The sequence below is a fragment of the Spirosoma arcticum genome (genome assembly GCF_054779955.1).
Map to the genome: position 1 here is coordinate 532,002 of NZ_BAAGXG010000003.1, position 17,171 is coordinate 549,172.

General features: G+C 55.4%; 14 protein-coding genes. 8 read left to right on the forward strand and 6 right to left on the reverse strand.

Going from position 1 to position 17,171, the window contains the following annotated elements; all coding sequences use genetic code 11:
• Genes ACYVHB_RS09385 through ACYVHB_RS09405 form a run of 5 tightly spaced genes read left to right on the forward strand, consistent with a single transcriptional unit; the run spans position 1 to position 6,458 of the window.
• Positions 1-810: a PP2C family protein-serine/threonine phosphatase gene (locus ACYVHB_RS09385; protein WP_461051448.1), complete on the forward strand. Its 810-nt coding sequence runs from the start codon at positions 1-3 to the stop codon at positions 808-810.
• 23 nt (positions 811-833) lie between these two features.
• Positions 834-1,604 carry a caspase family protein gene (locus ACYVHB_RS09390; RefSeq protein WP_461051449.1) on the forward strand — a complete coding sequence of 257 codons (771 nt, stop codon included), beginning with the start codon at positions 834-836 and terminating at the stop codon, positions 1,602-1,604.
• A 31-nt stretch (positions 1,605-1,635) separates the two neighbouring features.
• On the forward strand, positions 1,636-3,861 hold the full coding sequence (locus tag ACYVHB_RS09395) for a serine/threonine-protein kinase (RefSeq protein WP_461051450.1): 2,226 nt from the start codon (positions 1,636-1,638) through the stop codon (positions 3,859-3,861).
• Positions 3,862-3,870: 9 nt separating this feature from the next.
• Positions 3,871-4,782 (forward strand): tetratricopeptide repeat protein, encoded by a 912-nt coding sequence (locus ACYVHB_RS09400; protein WP_461051451.1) that lies wholly within the window; start codon positions 3,871-3,873, stop codon positions 4,780-4,782.
• Between the two features lie 11 nt (positions 4,783-4,793).
• Positions 4,794-6,458 carry a LamG-like jellyroll fold domain-containing protein gene (locus ACYVHB_RS09405; protein ID WP_461051452.1) on the forward strand — a complete coding sequence of 555 codons (1,665 nt, stop codon included), beginning with the start codon at positions 4,794-4,796 and terminating at the stop codon, positions 6,456-6,458.
• A 6-nt stretch (positions 6,459-6,464) separates the two neighbouring features.
• Here the strand turns inward: ACYVHB_RS09405 and ACYVHB_RS09410 are convergent, their stop codons facing one another.
• From ACYVHB_RS09410 to ACYVHB_RS09420, 3 genes are all read right to left on the reverse strand, one after another.
• A complete protein-coding gene (locus tag ACYVHB_RS09410; protein ID WP_461051453.1) occupies positions 6,465-7,256 on the reverse strand; it encodes a hypothetical protein in 792 nt (263 codons plus the stop codon).
• The gene (locus ACYVHB_RS09415) at positions 7,253-7,840 is read right to left on the reverse strand and encodes an RNA polymerase sigma factor (RefSeq protein WP_461051454.1); all 588 of its coding nucleotides are present in this window, start codon (positions 7,838-7,840) and stop codon (positions 7,253-7,255) included. The genes ACYVHB_RS09410 and ACYVHB_RS09415 overlap by 4 nt, the downstream gene beginning before the upstream one ends.
• Before the next feature lie 100 nt (positions 7,841-7,940).
• A complete protein-coding gene (locus tag ACYVHB_RS09420) occupies positions 7,941-9,686 on the reverse strand; it encodes a glycoside hydrolase family 13 protein (RefSeq protein WP_461051455.1) in 1,746 nt (581 codons plus the stop codon).
• 162 nt (positions 9,687-9,848) lie between these two features.
• Between ACYVHB_RS09420 and ACYVHB_RS09425 the strand changes: the two genes are divergently transcribed.
• Positions 9,849-11,123, forward strand: a complete 1,275-nt coding sequence (locus ACYVHB_RS09425; RefSeq protein ID WP_461051456.1) for an LLM class flavin-dependent oxidoreductase — start codon at positions 9,849-9,851, stop codon at positions 11,121-11,123.
• Between the two features lie 13 nt (positions 11,124-11,136).
• On the opposite strand, the gene ACYVHB_RS09430 is transcribed toward ACYVHB_RS09425, so the two are convergent.
• Entirely contained in the window at positions 11,137-12,693 is a 1,557-nt protein-coding gene (locus ACYVHB_RS09430; protein ID WP_461051457.1) for a 4-hydroxyphenylacetate 3-hydroxylase family protein, read from the reverse strand.
• Positions 12,694-12,830: 137 nt separating this feature from the next.
• On the opposite strand from ACYVHB_RS09430, the gene ACYVHB_RS09435 reads away from it, so the two are divergent.
• Positions 12,831-13,877 (forward strand): aminopeptidase, encoded by a 1,047-nt coding sequence (locus ACYVHB_RS09435; protein WP_461051458.1) that lies wholly within the window; start codon positions 12,831-12,833, stop codon positions 13,875-13,877.
• Positions 13,878-13,907: 30 nt separating this feature from the next.
• Entirely contained in the window at positions 13,908-14,696 is a 789-nt protein-coding gene (locus tag ACYVHB_RS09440) for a DUF3108 domain-containing protein (RefSeq protein ID WP_461051459.1), read from the forward strand.
• A 13-nt stretch (positions 14,697-14,709) separates the two neighbouring features.
• On the opposite strand, the gene ACYVHB_RS09445 is transcribed toward ACYVHB_RS09440, so the two are convergent.
• Both ACYVHB_RS09445 and dnaA read right to left on the reverse strand, forming a co-directional pair.
• Complete coding sequence (locus tag ACYVHB_RS09445; RefSeq protein ID WP_461051460.1) at positions 14,710-15,663, reverse strand: GNAT family N-acetyltransferase; 954 nt, start codon at positions 15,661-15,663, stop codon at positions 14,710-14,712.
• Between the two features lie 19 nt (positions 15,664-15,682).
• Positions 15,683-17,092, reverse strand: a complete 1,410-nt coding sequence (gene dnaA, locus ACYVHB_RS09450) for a chromosomal replication initiator protein DnaA (protein WP_461051461.1) — start codon at positions 17,090-17,092, stop codon at positions 15,683-15,685.
• Positions 17,093-17,171 lie beyond the last annotated feature (79 nt).

A 17,171-nucleotide genomic window follows, 5' to 3' on the forward strand; every position in this document is an offset into this window, starting at 1 on the left:
ATGCATATCGAACCGACCCTTCCACTCGCCTTTTCGCACGTTGGCCAACGAGTCATCAACCAGGACGTTCTGTATCCGGCGGTGGGAGCGGCTACGGAGCACACCGGGCTTTTTGTGGTTTGTGACGGCATGGGCGGGGCCGACAAAGGTGAAATAGCCAGCCAGTTACTCTGCGACACCATCACTGCCTATGCCCGGTCTTTCGATTACCCGGTCTTCGATGCAGTTCATCTGCGAACGGCGCTGGGCCTGGCACTCGATACGTACCGGGCTTATTTGCATGAGCACCCGCTCGTGAACCGGATGGGGTCCACGCTCGCGCTGTTGCAGTTTCACGAACACGGGGTCACCGTTGCGCACGTCGGCGACAGCCGGGTCTATCAGGTGCGGGCCGGTGTTATCCTCTTTCAAACCAAAGACCATAAGCAGGTGGCCGATATGGTTGACGCGGGCATCATTACCGCGACGCAGGCGCTGACCCACCCCTGGCGCAACCGGTTGAGCCGGGCCGTTGTGGCCGAACAAAACACGGTCGATGAGCCGCCGAAGATTCCCACGCCCGACGTCACGATGCTAACCGACGTGCGGGCGGGTGATTGTTTTTTCATGTGTACGGACGGGGTGCTGGAACAGTTAGACGACCAGATGTTGACGGCACTACTGGCTGATTCTGTTGCGGATCAAACTAAGTTACAGTCATTGGTCGCTTTGTGTAACGATGGCCAAACAAAGGACAATTATTCGGGCTACCTGATTGGGATCAATCAGGTACGACAAAACCGTCCCGTTCCGTCGGTTCAACTTTCGTGACTATGATACGGACACCCGCACGTATGCTGACAACCCTGTGTCTCCTAACGGCAGCAACGGCGGCTGTTTCCGCCCAGAGACAGACGTACGCCGTTGTTGTCGGTATTTCTGATTATAAGTTTTCGTCTGACCGAACCGGTGACCTGCGCTTTGCCGACCGCGATGCCCGGCAGGTGGTGGCGTTTCTGCAAAGTAAAAATGGGGGAAGCCTACCCAACGACCACATTCAGTTCCTGACCAACCAACGGGCTACCCGGTCCCGTATTCACCAGGCTCTGGCGTTGTTTCGACGGGCTAAACCAGGCGACCGGGTGCTTTTCTACTTCTCGGGTCACGGCCTTGCCGATAGCTTTGTGCCCTACGATGCCCGACTCAATGATGGGCCCAGTTTGCTAACGCACCGGGACATCAAAGCCGCGTTTCGCCGGTCGGCAGCGTCCACGAAGCTGTGTATTGCCGACGCCTGTCTGTCGGGGAGTATGACCCAGCCGCGCCAACCTGATTCGTCACCGACCCAAACCAGGCCGGTTGTTGGTGAGGGAAACGTGGCCATGCTGCTGGCCAGCCGCGCCACGCAGTACGCCATCGAAAGCCGACGCCTGACGGGCGGGGCCTTCACGCACTACCTGCTCCTGGGACTCAACGGCCAAGCCGACCGCAACGCCGACCGGACGGTGACTATCCGGGAGTTGCACCAGTACGTTGCTCCGCAGGTTCGGCGGGCCACGCACGGCCGACAGACCCCGGTTTTTTACGGTCGATTTTCGGATAATCTTGCTTTAGCGTATCTTTGAAAGGACTGTTCGGTTACCCGCGCTCCACGCCATGAATCAATCCTTTACCTCTTTTGCTGATTTCAGGCGACGGTATCCAATCCGTCCGAACGACGCGGGCGCGTTGCTGGGCAGTGGCTCCTACGGCCGGGTTTTCAAAGTGGAAGACCAGCTCGAAACGGAATGGGTAGCCATCAAAATCAGTGAGTTTAAGGGAAACGATACCAAGTCGCTGAAAGCCGAAGTCGATTTGGCCCAGGGCGTACCCCGGCAGGGTAACATTGCCCGCTACGACGCCTGCTACCGGCTCGAAACCGACACCAGCGTCAGCGATTTTGCCATCATGAAATACTACCCGGATGGCAATCTGGCCGATCTGCTTCAACGCGTCACGTTGACGCCTTCCCAGATTTATGACATTACGCAGGGCATTCTGCTGGGCCTCCAGCACCTGCACCGCCACCGCATTGTTCACCGCGATTTCAAACCGGCCAACATCCTCATCTCCCGCGACAATGCCGGGCGGTATATTCCTAAAATTGCTGATTTTGGGCTGAGCAAACTGGTTACCAGCGACGAATTGGACAACTCCGATTTCGACCTGAGCGACGGGCGGGGTACGCCATCCTACAAAGCCCCGGAGCAAATTGAAGGCAGCCGGGTGAGTTTCAACCTCGACCTGTGGGCGTTTGGCGTTATTCTGTACGAAATCATGACGGGTGAGAAACCCTTTCGGGCCGACCGGCGCAGCAACAGTGAACAGTCGGCCCGGCGCGAAATCGAAATGAAAATCATGTCAGTAGAGCTGCCGACCCGAATCAACCAGGTTGCCGAACCCTACGCGACCATGATCCGGCGGTGTCTGATCCGCGACATCCACGAACGCGTTCGAAAGGAAACCGAATTGCTGGACCTGCTGGATCGCATTCCGCAACTGCTGAATGAAGCCAGCGCATTCGTCAATAACCAGCAATACACCGAAGCGCTTGCCTTGTTTGAGCAGGTACTCGCGAAGCGGGAAAATCAGGCCGAAGCGCAACAGGGAGCGGATCAGTGCCGGGCGGCTCTTGAGCGGCAACGCATCAACAATTTGCGAAACGAAGCGGCTGTTTTAATCGAACAGCAGCAGTTTGACAAGGCTAAAATCAGGTACGAGCAAGTGCTCCAGCTTGACCCGATAGATACTGCGGCTGCTTATGGACTGGCGGTATGCATAGAGCGACTCCGACCCAGGCCGGTAACTTTTGAGCCTGAACTTACCGATGTGTATCAGGAAGAACGAACCGACGTTTACGAAGCGCCAACGGCACGGGTCACGGTAAAAAAGGAATCCCAACGGACGGTTCTCACCGAACCCGTTGCGGTTGAGACAGCTACGGTCAGTAAAGTTTTGCCGGATAGCTTACCAACCACACCGGCCACGCGGTTGCCGGTTGGGGGGCATCCGGCGCGGAGTTTCCCCTGGTGGTCGGCGGTTCCGGCAGCGGTGGTGGTGCTGGGCGGACTTGTTTGGTATTTAAACGGCAGGGACCCCGTTACTCCAGCAACTGATAGCGCCCGTGAATCGACTGAACAACAGGCAAAAATTGGGCTTACTACGATTCCTGATGGCTCTGTAACGAAAGACCTGGGGGCGACCGTACCAGTGCCTAAGTTAGGCTCGCTGTCGGGTGAAGCGAGAGCCGTTTTAACCAAACGAATTGATGTAGCGCTCGGAAAGGCCCGGCGGGCGTATCTGCAAAAGGACTATGACGGAGCGGTAATGCTGACAAACAGCGCGTTGCAACTTGATCCAACACGCAAAGACGTAGCCACGTTACGGACGGCTGCGGTTAAAGAGATTCAGAAGAAAGCAGCCGATGAGGAGAAGGCAACAAACACAGTTGCCCCCATTACCGAGTCGCCAAAAGCAGTTGAACCAGCACCCGAGACGAAAGCACCCGAACCAGCCGAAGATGCCAAAGAAAAGAGTTTAAACGAGAAACGGGAGCAGCAGAGCACCTACGACCAATTGATTGAGGAGGGTGTGAAAGCCATTGCCAACGGCAACAACAAGCCCAAAGCGATTGCCCTGTTCAACAAGGCGCAGGCGCTGGCTAAAGAGCATGAACTGAGTAATGACCGGGCCGATGCGGCTTATGTCTCCTACATGAATAAAGCCAATAAAATTTTCGACAATGAGGAGTACGAAGGCGCGAAAGATTGGTATGAAGTGGCGCGGGCGCTGAAAAACACCGACGAAGTCCGCCGAAGAATTAAACAATGCCTAAATCAGTAACCCAATTTCATGACTAAATCACTACCCAAACTTATCCTTTTCCTGTTGCTGTCGGTTGTGCTGCTGCCCTCCATCCGGGCGCTTGGTCGGGCACCAGCCGCAGCCATCGTTGTCGATGATGAATATGATCGGTACAGGAAACGGGGTGACGACTTTTTTAAGGAAGGCAAATACTTCGAAGCCCGCCGACAGTATCAGAATTGCTTAGAAGTGCCCGGTTTTGAGAACGACCCTTACGCAAAGGAGCAAATTGAGGAATGCACAACCGCCCTGACGCTGCGCCAGCAGGTTGATGAGGCAATGCGGCAGGGCAAAGGCCAGGAGGCTGTCAATTTGTTTACCCAACTCTTAAATCTTAATCCCGACGACGCCATTACCAAGGTGCAGTTGGCCGATTATTACGAACGCGAAGGCAACAAGCTGTTCAACCAGCAACGGTATTTAGACGCTAAATACAAGTACCGGGAGTCGCTCAGCTACGCCACCGAAACCAAAAAGGAAATCCTCTCGATTCAGATTGCGAACATCGACAAAATTCTTTATCCGAAACCCTCCCGACGCATCGGGCTAAAACTGCTTACGGGGGGCGTTGCCGTAGGAGCAGGCGTATATGCTTTACTCCTGCGAAACGATTATCAGTCGAAAATGGGTGCATTAAGCCAAATCAGCCAAACCACCGACCCGTCCGGCACGGGTGTCATCGCTAATCCCGATAGCTATCGGCAATGGAAAGCAGCCTACGATGCAGCAGAAGCGGCTCAACGAAAAAACGGGCTGTTCAAAGCGTGTCTGGGCGTGGCGGCCGTTGCCACAGTGGCCGAGTTGTATCTGCTGATGCGCCGACCCAAACCCCGCGCCCGTGCGCTCAACTGGCACCCTTCGTCAACGTCGTGGGGGCTGGCCGTTACGTTCGCACTCTGAACCATATCCACATGAAAAAAACGATACTATCTTACCTGCTTAGCGTACCGCTGCTTTGTCTCGGCGGGCAACTCCTGCTGGGCTGCGAGGCCTGGGAATTACCCGCGCGCAAGACCCAGCGCGACTGCGTCCCACCAGCCGGGAATCTGGACGCATCGGCGCAGCAAAAGCAGGTCAATTTCTCGATCAGCAACGCGTCGGGCACCGTCGACGAGGTGCTTTGGGACTTTGGCAACGGCAGCACCACCATCACCACCGGCCTGACCGCGACCTACACCTACCCAACGTCCAACACGTACACCGTGCAGGCAACGCTGTCGAATACCTGTAAGGTTAAAACCACACTATTGCGCACGATTGGGGTGAGCGATGCCACATTGCCAACGGTGAGCTTACAGGCAATCACGATTGTGTCGACCACTTCGGCAACGGCGGGCATGGCCATAACGTCCACGGGTAACGCAACCATCACCCGCTACGGCATCTGTTATTCACCGACCAGTCCAACGCCGGAGGAAGATAAAGACCCGAAAGAAGAGCGGACCGGAGCCGTAGCGGCTAACACGCCCCTATCGTTTTTATTGAAAGATCTGCAGCCCAATACCTTCTATTACGCCCGCAGTTACGCCGTCAACTCAACCGGCCCTAACTACAGCAGCCCGGTACAAACGTTCCGAACGGGCCAGAATCCGGCTGTAACGACCAACGGTACGCCGAACGTGGGTATTACCACCGCCACCGTCAACTTTATCGCCACCAGCCCCGGTTACCCGGCCGCTGTTAGCTACGGCATTTGTTACTCATCGACCACCAACGCGCCGGATGTTAACAGCCCAACGGTAGACGTGCCAAACCCCACCATTGCCGCTAACACGGTCGTGAACCTGACCAACCTCGCCCCAAACACGACGTATTATTATCGACCCTACGCCAAGTCACCATCGGGGGAAATTACGTACGGAGCCGTTGCAACGTTTAAAACGCTGATCGACACCATAATTCAGGACCTGATTGCCTCCGTATCGTTCACCGACGGCTCGGTTACGGACGTCAGCGGCTTGAACAACCACGTGATCCTGGTCAACAATCCAATTTTCACGACCGATCACCGGGGCCAGCCCAACTCGGCCATCCTGCTCAACGGTTCCGGTAATTACTTCTACATGGCGGACAACAGCAGTCTACGCCCGGAAGCCCTTTCGATTAGCATCTGGATCAGGCCCAACGCGATCAATAACGTGAACGACCGGATGCAGGTTTATAACAAATCGCGGTGGGATGACAGTGCGTTCGAGATGTACAGTTCGATGATTAAGAAGAATCCCGATGGTGGCCCTGGTCTCATATTCCTGACCGATATTAAGCAGAACAGCCAGTGTCAATCCGGCAAACAATGGCAAAGTTTTCAGTTTGGCAGCAACCCCCTGCTGAACGCCTGGCACCATCTGGTTTTTTCCTACTCGGGCCAGTCCGTTCGCATGTATTTTGATAATGTGCTGGTGGATCAACGGGACGATCTTCCCGCCAGCACAATCGACGAATGTCCGGGTGGCGAGCTAAAATTTGGTGCTCAGATCAAGGATCTTCCTAATTATTTCAGTGGGGCCATGGACGACATCCGAATGTATAAGCGGGCGTTGACGGCCGCCGAAGTGCAAACGTTGTATAATCAGTAAGCCTACTCAACTGATCTTTTGCAGCACCCGCTGCGCCAATGCCCGGAAGGGGTGGGCCTTGTCTGTACTGATCCGCGTCAGAATGGGCAAGGCTTTCTCATTCTGGTCATTCTTGACATAAGCCAGCGCCAGACACCATTCTACTTTCTGGCGAAGGGGAGCCGAGGGCGTGGCTAATGCGCTGCTTAGCAACGGGATCGCTTCGGGGGGCTGCTGGTTGGCTAAGTAACTCAGCCCCAGAAAGTAATCTTTATAATACACCGTCTGTTTGTCGGCGGGCACCGTTTTTAAGCGCTCGATAACCTGATCGTATTTGCCCGCTTTGTAGTTCGTCAGCGCATCCAGAAACTGAGTGCGAACCTGGGGCGGGAGGTTATCGGACGGAAACCCTTTGGTCAGCTCGTCGGTCATAGTGTCGGCGTAGGCAACGTCAGTGCGTTGACCAGCCGTCTGCTGGTAAGCGTAAAAGCCGACTCCCAGAACAAGCACCGCCGATGCGGCCACGGCCCAGTAACGCCAGGTCGACAGCGACCGGACAAGGGTCGGTTGCCAGTTTGCGTTGGCACGGGTCGAGTCGGGCAGGGGCAGCGTTGCCCGGTACTGCGTCCGCGCCCGATCCAGCGTTCGTTCGATGCCGATGGCCCGCAAGCCCAGCCGCAGGTCGCGCTGCCGGTCGACCTCCGTCCGCAAGTCGGCGTCGGTTGCCATGTCGGTTTCGAACGAGGTCCGGTCCGACGCCGACAACTCGTTTTTCAGGTAAGCTTCAATTAGCTCGTATTGTTCTTCCGTAAGTCTCATAGTCCTTGTTTGTGGGCGGCTTCCTGATACAACGCCTTTAATTTTTCTGCACAACTGTACCGTTTCGACCGGGCCGACGATTCTTTCATACCCATGCGTTCGGCAATTTCCCGCAGCGAGAGTTCATCGACGTAAAACCATTCAATCAACTGTCGACAATCGGCCTTGAGTTGCCCCAGCGATTCCCGCACGATGTTGACGATCTCAAATCGCTCCAGATCCTCAAGAACGTCGGCGGAGTCGGCCGTGTTAACCTCGTCGGGCATAGCGCCACGCGTTCGTAACCGGGCCGATTTCAGTTCAGTCAGCCATACCCGTTTACAGTACTCAAAAACGACGGTAGTGACGCGGGTGCCTGATTGAAACTGATATTTTCCCGTTTCTATGTTGAGTAAAAAACCGAGCATGCCCTTCTGAAACGCATCTTCAGCGTCCATCTCCGACGCACTATTGTTGAGCATCCAATACCGAAATGAGGGGTACGATTCCGCGTACAAGTAGGTATAGGCGCGTTCATCACGTCGGCTCAGTGCGTCGTATAAATCCTGGTCAGTTGCGTATGGAGATCCGTTTCGGTGTTGCATGAGTGGGTAAACTGGACGAAGCCGAAACCTAACTGCACTTACTTACTCCGCCAGTTTAAGAATCACACTGTGCCGGTTAATCGGAGATAAGCGAAAAAGGTCAGTCAGCCGTGATAAATAAATGGAGATTTCTGCTTGTTCGCCCGTCGTTTGTTGGGAAAAGAGCCAATGGACTTAACCGCGTGTACACCCGCGCTTCGTAGGGTTGCAGTTCGCCCCCACTTTCGCGCTGGTAGTTCGACTGAACTTGTATACTTCCTTGCAGTGCATCAGTTAGTTCGCCGGGCAATCCAATAATCTCCGCTGAGAAATTGGCAATCACCCATAACCGCGTGTCCGGTAGCGTTCGTTCAAAAGCCCACAGCAGCGGGTGATCGGGCAGCAAATCCTGGTAGGTGCCCGTGTGCAGGGCGGGTGTCTGCCTGCGCCAGCGCAGCAGATTTCGGTAGTACGCCAGCACCGAGTTTGGCGCGGCATCCTGCTGCTCTACGTTTATGGCCGTATAGTTTGGATTTACTTTCAGCCAGGGTTTTCCGGTTGTGAAGCCTGCATTTGGGGCGTCGCTCCAGTGCATGGGCGTTCGGGCGTGGTCGCGGGCAATGCGGTTGGCGGTGTCAAGAAACACGTCGGCCGGGTATTTTCCCGACGCAACCAGGGACTGCCAGGCGTTTTTCACCTGAATATCGTCATATTCCGCAATGGCGTTGAACAAACAATTGGTCATGCCAACTTCGTCGCCTTGGTAGATGGTGGGCGTACCGCGCTGGGTGAGCAATACGGTCCCCAGCATCGTAGCCGATTCAACCGGATAGCGGTCGGGATCGCCGAAGCGGGACAGAACGCGCGGGTTGTCGTGGTTACCGAAATAAATATTTTGCCAGCCACCCGTTGTTTCATCATCCAGCGCCCGGTTCCACTTGGCAAAGACGGCCTTCAGTTCGGTCAGCGTAAACTCGGATACTGGGTCAACGAAACAGGATTCGTGGCGCGGTACGGCATGATCGAAGTGGTAAATAATGTCCAGCTCGTGCCGGTCGCGGCCTACGTACAAACGGGCCTGCTCGGCCGTAACGCCAAACCCTTCGCCGATGCTGATGGGCGGTCCGTTGCCCCGGTCGTACGGAGTCAGAACCTCCCGGTTCATCTCCGCCAAAAACTCATGAATACGCGGACCGTTGGCATGAATGGTCAGATCACCGTAGCGACCAGCGGGATAATCCGGAAAGTCGGGGTCTTTGGACAGAAACGGGATCACGTCCATTCGGAAGCCATCGACGCCTTTATCGAGCCAGAAGCGCATCATCTGGTAAATAGCCTGTCGCAGCGGTGGGTGCTCCCAGTTTAAGTCGGGCTGCTTTTTGGCGAACAGATGCAGATAATATTCACCCGTGTGGTCGTCGAAGGTCCAGGCCGAACCAGAGAAAAACGATTGCCAGTTGTTGGGCGGACCACCCGCCGGGCCAGCCGGTTTCCAGATGTAATACGGCCGATAGGGATTATCCCGGCTCTTCTGGCTCTCCTGAAACCAGTGGTGCTCATCAGAACTGTGGTTAACGACCAAATCCAGAATAAGCCGCATTCCGCGCTGGTGAACGCCCGCCAGCAGCGCATCGAAATCCGCCATTGTTCCGAACTCGGGCATGATAGCCTCATAGTCCGAAACGTCGTAGCCATTATCGGCATTGGGCGACTGGAAAATAGGACTAAGCCATAAGATATCCACGCCCAGATCGGCCAGATAATCCAGTTTGGTCCTAATGCCGGGCAAATCGCCCACGCCATCGCCGTTGCTGTCGGCGAAGGAGCGTGGGTAAATCTGGTAGATAACGGCGTCTTTGTAATTCATTGGTCAACTACGATTGAGCGAACAACTAATTTGCTCGCTGGTGATCGGTTAAGTTACCGCCAAAGTTACTTCCGTAGACGATTCACCTGGGCAATACCGTAGCCAATGCCCGTTCGTTTATAGTCAATCAGGCCGGGTCTTTCCTCTGTCTCTTTTAAACAGGTGCGCGGAGGTGTACTTTTGCAGGCCGTACCGCGCCGGGCCAATGTATTTTTTATTATGCTCACTACACCCATTCAGGCCGTTACCATCCGTACCGAAAAGCGCATTTGCGAAGTCGCCTGGTTCGATGATCTGTGCGGAGGGGATACGGCCTTTCTCGGAACCATCGACCCCGACCGGCGCAGCAACTACCCGCACTGCGCCGACATCATGCGCACCGCCGACCGGCTGGGCTTCGAGAATATTCTGCTGCCCACCTCCTACTTAGTTGGGCAGGAAGTCATTCCGTTTGCCGCTGCCATGGCTCCGCAGGTGACCAACATTTCGATGCTGGCAGCCATCCGCACCGGCGAAATTCACCCGCCCATGCTGGCCCGGCACATTGCCACCCTCGACCACCTGCTGAAGGGGCGGCTCACCATCAACATCATCAACTCCGACCTGCCGGGCCTGAAAGAAAACCATGAATTTCGGTATAAACGCTGCAAAGAAGTTATCGAAATCCTGAAACAGGCCTGGACCCAGGACCGTATCGAGTTTGAGGGCGAGGTGTACGGGAAAATCAGCATGGATGCCGACCCCGTGAAGCCGTATCAGCAGAACGGGGGGCCGCTGCTGTATTTTGGCGGCATCTCGCCCGGTTCCAAAGAAATCTGCGCCAACTACTGCGACGTATTTCTGATGTGGCCCGAACCTGAAGAAGCCATTTACGCCACCATGCAGGACCTGAGCCACCGGGCCGCCCAGCAGGGCCGCACCATCGACTTCGGCCTGCGCATTCACGTGATTGTCCGCGACACCGAAGAAGAAGCAAAGGCGTACACCAAAACGCTGATGGCCAAATTCGATGCCGAAGTGGGGACCGCTCTAAAAAACCGGGCGCAGGATTCGCAGTCGGCGGGGGTACTGCGGCAGGACGAACTCCGCAAAAACGCCGATCCCGACGATTTCATCGAACCGATGCTCTGGACCGGCATTGGCCGCGCCCGGTCGGGTTGCGGGGGCGCTTTGGTGGGCACACCCGCGCAGATTATCGAGAAACTGAACCGCTACATGGACATGGGCATTCGGGCATTTATCCTGTCGGGTTACCCGCTCATTGAGGAGTGTGAATTGTTCGGCAAGCACGTGTTGCCGAACCTGCCAAACGTGAAGCTATCGGTTGAGCAAGGCCGCACGCCCGCCACCCCCCCCGTTACACCCCTGACCACCGGTCAGTTGCGCGTAGGAAGCAACCCCGACGTCGGGCAGGGTTCACCCGTAATTCAGCGGTAAAGCCAGTCCCGTCTCACTCTCCCATTGTCAGCACCCCCGCCAGTGCTTTTGCTAATTCCTTTTTGAACGCCACCCGGGATTGCCGGGCGATCTGAATGCGCTGGGCCTGGGGGCTGCCCGCGCCGTGCATACTCTCGGTGAGGTAACCAACGGCGTTGCGGCCCAGGGTCATGTTCTCGATCAGGCGCAGAATCCGCATCCGGGCTTCGGTGGGCACGTCGGCGCGGCCCTTGAGGTATTTGTCGAGCAGATGACCAACGGCTTCGCTGCGAAAATCGGCTTCGGAGGGCAGCGTGGCTACCAAGCCACCGGCCAAGTCCTGCGCCAGCCGCCCGATTTCGTAGGGAAGTTTCGTGACGTGGTGCTTGCAGACATTCGCGAGCAGGTCGTCGGGCAGGTACGCGCCCGATGCGGTGGGCTGGGACGAGTGCGAGGCCGCGATGCCAGTTGAGTAAATGGTCTCGTTCAGGAACGTCATCTCCACTAATTTGTCTTTTATGTGCGACGCCCCATCGGCTCCGTTATACTCGGCGATGGTGGCAGCGGCCCCGATCAGCACGTCGCCGACACCACTTTTGCAGACGTAACTCCGGCGGTGGTAGCATGTGAACCGCTCCACCAGCATCGACGCGTAGTCGTACTCGCCATCCATGAAAATCAGGTCGTTTGGAATAAATACGTCGTCTAAGATCACCATTGCTTCCTGCCCGCCGAACTGCGCGTTGCCCACGTCCATGGTGCCCGGCTCTAAACTGCGCGTGTCGCACGACTGCCGCCCGTAGATGTACGTAATGCCCGGCGCATCGACCGGAATAGCGCCCACAATGGCGTAATCACGGTCAGCTTCGGTGAGCCGGAGGGTAGGCATAATGAGCAGGTAGTGCGAATTGAGGCAACCCGTTTGGTGGGCTTTCGCCCCGGTGACGAACACGCCGTCGGCGGTTCGGCGGGTGACGTGCACGAACAGATCGGGGTCGGCCTGCTGGTGCGGGGCTAAGCTGCGGTCGCCCTTCACGTCGGTCATGGCCCCACCGATGACGTAGTTTTGCCGCTGCATGTCGGCAATAAAGTCCCGAAACCGGCTATGGTACGCGGTGCCAGACTGCCGATCCATCTCAAACGTGGTGGAAAAGAGCGAATTTAGCGCATCCATGCCCACGCACCGCTGAAAACACGTGCCAGTCAGTTGCCCCAGCCGACGCTGCATTTTATTCTGCATCACCACGTCCTCTGTCGATTGGACGATGTGCAGAAACCGGTTGACGCGCTCCCCCGTGAACGGCGACATGGCGGTGGCTAGGTCGGGATCTTCGAGGGCCAAATCGAAGGTGCGGGCCACGGCATTGATCGACGGCCGGATCAGGGGGTGATCCACGATGTTGTCGATTCGCTCGCCAAACAGGTACACAGTGAGGGTACGGCCGCGAAGGCTGTCGATGTAGTCGGCACCCGACTGGATCGGTCGGAAAGCCCGCTCCGGCCGGTGCGCCGGAGCGATACCGGCACCTCCGCCGTTGCGGGTCCCCGACTGGATGGTCCTGGTCTGGATTACTGTTTCGATGGCTTGCATATCAGATTTGGAAATCGGGACGGAACAAGAAGTACCGAAGTTAGACAAATCCGGTCAAAAGCAGATCGCTGCCTAAGTCCGTGATACCTTTGTACGGCTCTGCTTGTTTACTCATAAACGAACAGACATTCTAACCAATGTTCAAAAAAATTGCTCTTGTTGTGGTGGGGGTACTCGCCGTTTTGGTGGTCTGGCAGTGGGAGCTGGTCAGTTATGGCTACATGCAGGCGAAGGGACAACTGCGAATCATGCTGAATACAACTCCTGTTGCTGAGGTGCTGAATGACCCGACTTACCCCGATTCGCTGAAACGTCAGCTCAAACTTATCGGCGAAATCAAGCGTTTTGCTATTGATTCGCTGAAACTTGATCCGTCGAATAGTTACGAATCGTTTCACGATTTAAACGGTAAGCCGCTGATGTGGGTGCTGATCGGGTCAGAGAAGTACCGGCTCGTGCCGATGGAATACAGCGTTCCGATTCTGGGTAAGTTTCCGTACAAAGGGTTTTTCGACTACGCCCGGCTGCAACAGGCCGATACGCTGCTGCAACGACAAGGGTACGACACGCGAATCAATACGGTAGCGGCTTACTCGACCCTGGGATTCTTCAACGAACCGATTTTGTCCAATATGCTGGAGCGGTCAGAAGGCGATTTGGCGGAGTTGATTATTCACGAGTTAACGCACGGCACTCTGTTTGTGAAGAACAGTTTGGAATACAACGAGAACTTAGCTGACTTTGTCGGGGGATACGGGGCACTGCGGTTTCTGGCGCAGAAATACGGCAAGGCGTCCGTTGCTTACCGGGATTATCTGGCGACGAATGCATTTTATGAGCGGTACGATCAGCACATTCTGCGCGGCACCCGAACACTCAATAGTTTGTACCAGACGTTTAAACCCGGCACACCCGTTGCAGTCAAAGATTCGTTGAAGTGGCAGACAATTGCCCAAATCGTCTCCTCGTCGGATACGATTACCGACGAACGTAGCGTAACGAAGGCACGTTCAGTAAAAAAGCGCCCGTTGAACAAACTAAATTTACCCAATAATGCGTACTTTATAGGGTATTTGACGTACCGGAATCAACAAAATCGTTTCCGGCAGGAGTTTACCAACCGGTTTCGTGGCAACTTTAAGCAGTATCTGACATACCTCAAACAAACTTATCCATCGCTGTAAACGAGGCCCGGCCATTGGGTGACTGTTTTTATGAAGAAGTATTTAATTGGTCTTTGCGTTATTTCTATTTTGGGCACCGGTTTTTCGGCTCTGAATACGTACCGACGCGTGGTCAATACCAGTTTCGGGCTGGGTGAGCACCTCGAATACCGCGTTCACTACGGTTTTCTGAACGCGGCCGAGGCAATTGTCGATGTTAGCCCAACGCTGTATAAAGTGAACGAACGCCCTTGTTACCGCGTCAACGTCGACGGCCGCACGGTGGGGGCCTTCGACTTAGTCACCCGCGTTCGTGACACCTGGCGTTCTTACATCGACACGTCGGCCATTCTGCCCCAAAAGTTTTATTCCAGCATCCAGGAGAACAGCTACCGCAAAGAAGAAAACATTACGTTTAATCACACGGCCAACACCGTGAAAGCCGAAGAACGCACGGAACGCGACATTTTTAAAGTGCCCGACAATGTGCACGACCTCATCAGCGGCTACTATTTTCTGCGCACCATCGACTTCAACCGGCTTAGCAGTGGTCAGGTAATTGAAGTACCGGCGTTTTACGACGACACGGTCTATAACATGAAAGTCCGCTACCGGGGTAAAGACGTCGTTAAAACCAAGCGTGGTAAGGTCAATGTTATCCGACTGCATCCGGTGCTGCCCCAAAACAAACTCTTTAAAGACGAAGAGTCCATCCGCATTTTCGTTTCCGACGATGCCAACAAAATACCCGTCAAAGTAGAGGTCGACCTGTTCGTGGGGTCAATGGTGATGGACCTCAAACGAACCAATGGACTGAAGCAGCCATTGCGGTACTTTTAAGGGGTGTCACACCCTACCCAAACAGCGTCAGCAACGCCTTGATGCCCCTTTCTACAAGTGTCAACCGGCTCCAGCGTACTTCGCGGAACGCGGCTTCAACAGCGCCGAAACTCAGGTAAAAGTTCACGATTGATTCCTTCGGCGGACTTTCAAAATCGAACAGAACCGGCTTTCCCGAATTCGCCCGGATGAATTGGTCGATGAGCAGCGTTCGCGCATTTCCCCGACGACCCGTTTCCGACGCGGCATTGAACAGGTAGATAATCCGGTTTCCCTCCTGCACAAACAGAGCGCCTGCTTCAATTTGGCCGTTGCGCAACGCGTATTGGAGCGTTGCCAGCCCCCGCTGCTGCAGGGCCTGAATTAATCGGCGCAGCGTGGCGTAGGCCCACTCCCCCACCCCGCCGTCGATGCTGTTGGCATGATGGTCGCGGAACAAGGTCAGCAACGGTTCCGGGTCGGTTGAGTCGATAATGGTCCAGCCGTAATTTATAGCCCGGCGCAGGTTCAGTTTTCGGTCGTGGGTATAGTGGCGGGCGATGGCTTCGTAGCTTACCGACAGGTCGAGTACGTGCGTGGCCCGTTGCCGGACAAGGTCGAAATTTAGCGACGGATGAGGACAAGGACGAACGTTCAGTACCGATCCATACCGGTATCGTTGCTGAAGGGCCTCCAGAAAAGGAGTCGAGTCGAGGGTTTTATCGGGTGAGAAGACATCCAGGAACTGGCAAAACAGCGGCTGATGCACGACCCAGATGCCCTGTTTACGGCGCAGCGGCACGGGCATCACGGCCCGGTATGCATCTGCTTCGCCCATCAAAACCAGTCCAACCCAGCACCATGCTCCGCTGCTTGCCACCGCATCCAGATACCAGGCATACCCATAGAGAATTCGCTCCGACGAAGCCGTTACGCAGGCATCCCACGCGACCGTATCGACTTCGCTCCGGGATAGAAACTGTAGCATGGAGGGGTAGCGGAAACGTTTACCGAAACATCGCCTTCAACTTATCCAAAATTTCACGGGTTTCGGCGTGTTTGGCGGCTAAATCGCTGACCGTCTGGATGGCGTGGATGACAGTGCTGTGGTCGCGCCCGCCGAAATGATACCCAATCGACTTGAGCGACAGATCCGTCTTTTCTTTGGCTAAGTACATCGCTATCTGGCGCGGGTGTACCAGTTCGCGCTTGCGGCTTTTGGCTTTCAGATCGGCGATGGTGACGTTGTAGAAACCGGCGACGGCTTCCTGCACCGAGTCGATGGTGACTTCCCGCTCCGAATCGACGACGATGCTCCGCAAGGTTTGTTTGGCGAGTTCGAGGTCGATCTCCCGCCGGTTGAGCGATGCCTGCGCCATCAGCGACACAATGACGCCTTCCAGTTCGCGCACGTTCGTGTTGATGCTGTGGGCTAAGTATTCGATGACGGCGGCTTCGATGTAAACGCCCTCGGCCTGGAGTTTTTTCTGGATAATAACGATGCGCGTTTCCAGGTCGGGCGTCTGCAAATCGGCCGACAGTCCCCACTTAAACCGCGACAACAGCCGGTCTTCCAGCCCGTCGAGCGCCCTCGGTGCGCGGTCGGAGGTCATGATAATCTGCTTGCCCGACTGATGGAGGTGATTGAAAATATGGAAGAAAATCTCCTGCGTTTTCTCTTTCTTCTGCAAAAACTGCACATCATCAATCACCAGCACGTCGACCTGCATGTAAAAACTGGTGAAATCGCGGATGCCGTCGGAGCGAATCGCGTTCAAAAACTGGTTGGTAAACTTCTCCGACGTCACGTAGAGGACAAACTTATTCTGGTTGTTGTTCTTGATGAAATTACCAATCGCCTGCACCAAGTGCGTTTTGCCCAGCCCCACGCCCCCGTGAATCATCAGCGGATTGAACGACGTGATACCGGGTCGTTCGGCTACGGCGTAACCCGCCGACCGGGCCAGCCGGTTGCAGTCGCCTTCCACGTAGTTATCGAAGGTATAACTCGGATTGAGGTACGAATCGAGCGTGAGCGAATCGAGGTCTTTAAGCTGAAACGGACTTTTAAGAATATCGGGGTTGACGTTGTCGGGTTTGGAGGTGTAGGTCGATTTGGTCGTCGGCACATTGACCGTCAGGGGCCTGTTCTGTTCATTGCCCTTGTCCACGATAATCGAGTATTCGAGCTGCCCGTCGCGGCCAATGGCGGTGTCGAGGGCTTTGCGCAGGGCATGAACGAAGTTTTCTTCGAGCCATTCGTAAAAGAATTCACTCGGCACCTGAATCGTCAGCACGTGCCCGTTGAGCCGCATCGGCACAATCGGTTCAAACCACGTGTTAAAGCTCTGTTCGGGCACGATTTCCCGGATTACGGCCAGACAACGATTCCAGACCGTTATCACTTCACGCGGCATTCCTGGTTGATTCGATCCGTTCACTGAGTTACTGACTGATTACGGTGGGTGCCGCCGACATTCCAAGCGCCGAAAAAAG

Excerpts from the sequence above, each read along its gene's own strand:
- ACYVHB_RS09385 (WP_461051448.1), top strand. The coding sequence starts at position 1 with ATGCATATCGAACCGACCCTTCCACTCGCCTTTTCGCACGTTGGCCAA.
- ACYVHB_RS09395 (WP_461051450.1), top strand. The coding sequence starts at position 1,636 with ATGAATCAATCCTTTACCTCTTTTGCTGATTTCAGGCGACGGTATCCA.
- ACYVHB_RS09415 (WP_461051454.1), bottom strand. The coding sequence starts at position 7,840 with ATGCAACACCGAAACGGATCTCCATACGCAACTGACCAGGATTTATAC.
- dnaA (WP_461051461.1), bottom strand. The coding sequence starts at position 17,092 with ATGCCGCGTGAAGTGATAACGGTCTGGAATCGTTGTCTGGCCGTAATC.
- ACYVHB_RS09420 (WP_461051455.1), bottom strand. The coding sequence starts at position 9,686 with ATGAATTACAAAGACGCCGTTATCTACCAGATTTACCCACGCTCCTTC.
- ACYVHB_RS09435 (WP_461051458.1), top strand. The coding sequence starts at position 12,831 with ATGTTCAAAAAAATTGCTCTTGTTGTGGTGGGGGTACTCGCCGTTTTG.
- ACYVHB_RS09445 (WP_461051460.1), bottom strand. The coding sequence starts at position 15,663 with ATGCTACAGTTTCTATCCCGGAGCGAAGTCGATACGGTCGCGTGGGAT.
- ACYVHB_RS09440 (WP_461051459.1), top strand. The coding sequence starts at position 13,908 with ATGAAGAAGTATTTAATTGGTCTTTGCGTTATTTCTATTTTGGGCACC.
- ACYVHB_RS09390 (WP_461051449.1), top strand. The coding sequence starts at position 834 with ATGCTGACAACCCTGTGTCTCCTAACGGCAGCAACGGCGGCTGTTTCC.
- ACYVHB_RS09400 (WP_461051451.1), top strand. The coding sequence starts at position 3,871 with ATGACTAAATCACTACCCAAACTTATCCTTTTCCTGTTGCTGTCGGTT.
- ACYVHB_RS09410 (WP_461051453.1), bottom strand. The coding sequence starts at position 7,256 with ATGAGACTTACGGAAGAACAATACGAGCTAATTGAAGCTTACCTGAAA.
- ACYVHB_RS09430 (WP_461051457.1), bottom strand. The coding sequence starts at position 12,693 with ATGCAAGCCATCGAAACAGTAATCCAGACCAGGACCATCCAGTCGGGG.
- ACYVHB_RS09405 (WP_461051452.1), top strand. The coding sequence starts at position 4,794 with ATGAAAAAAACGATACTATCTTACCTGCTTAGCGTACCGCTGCTTTGT.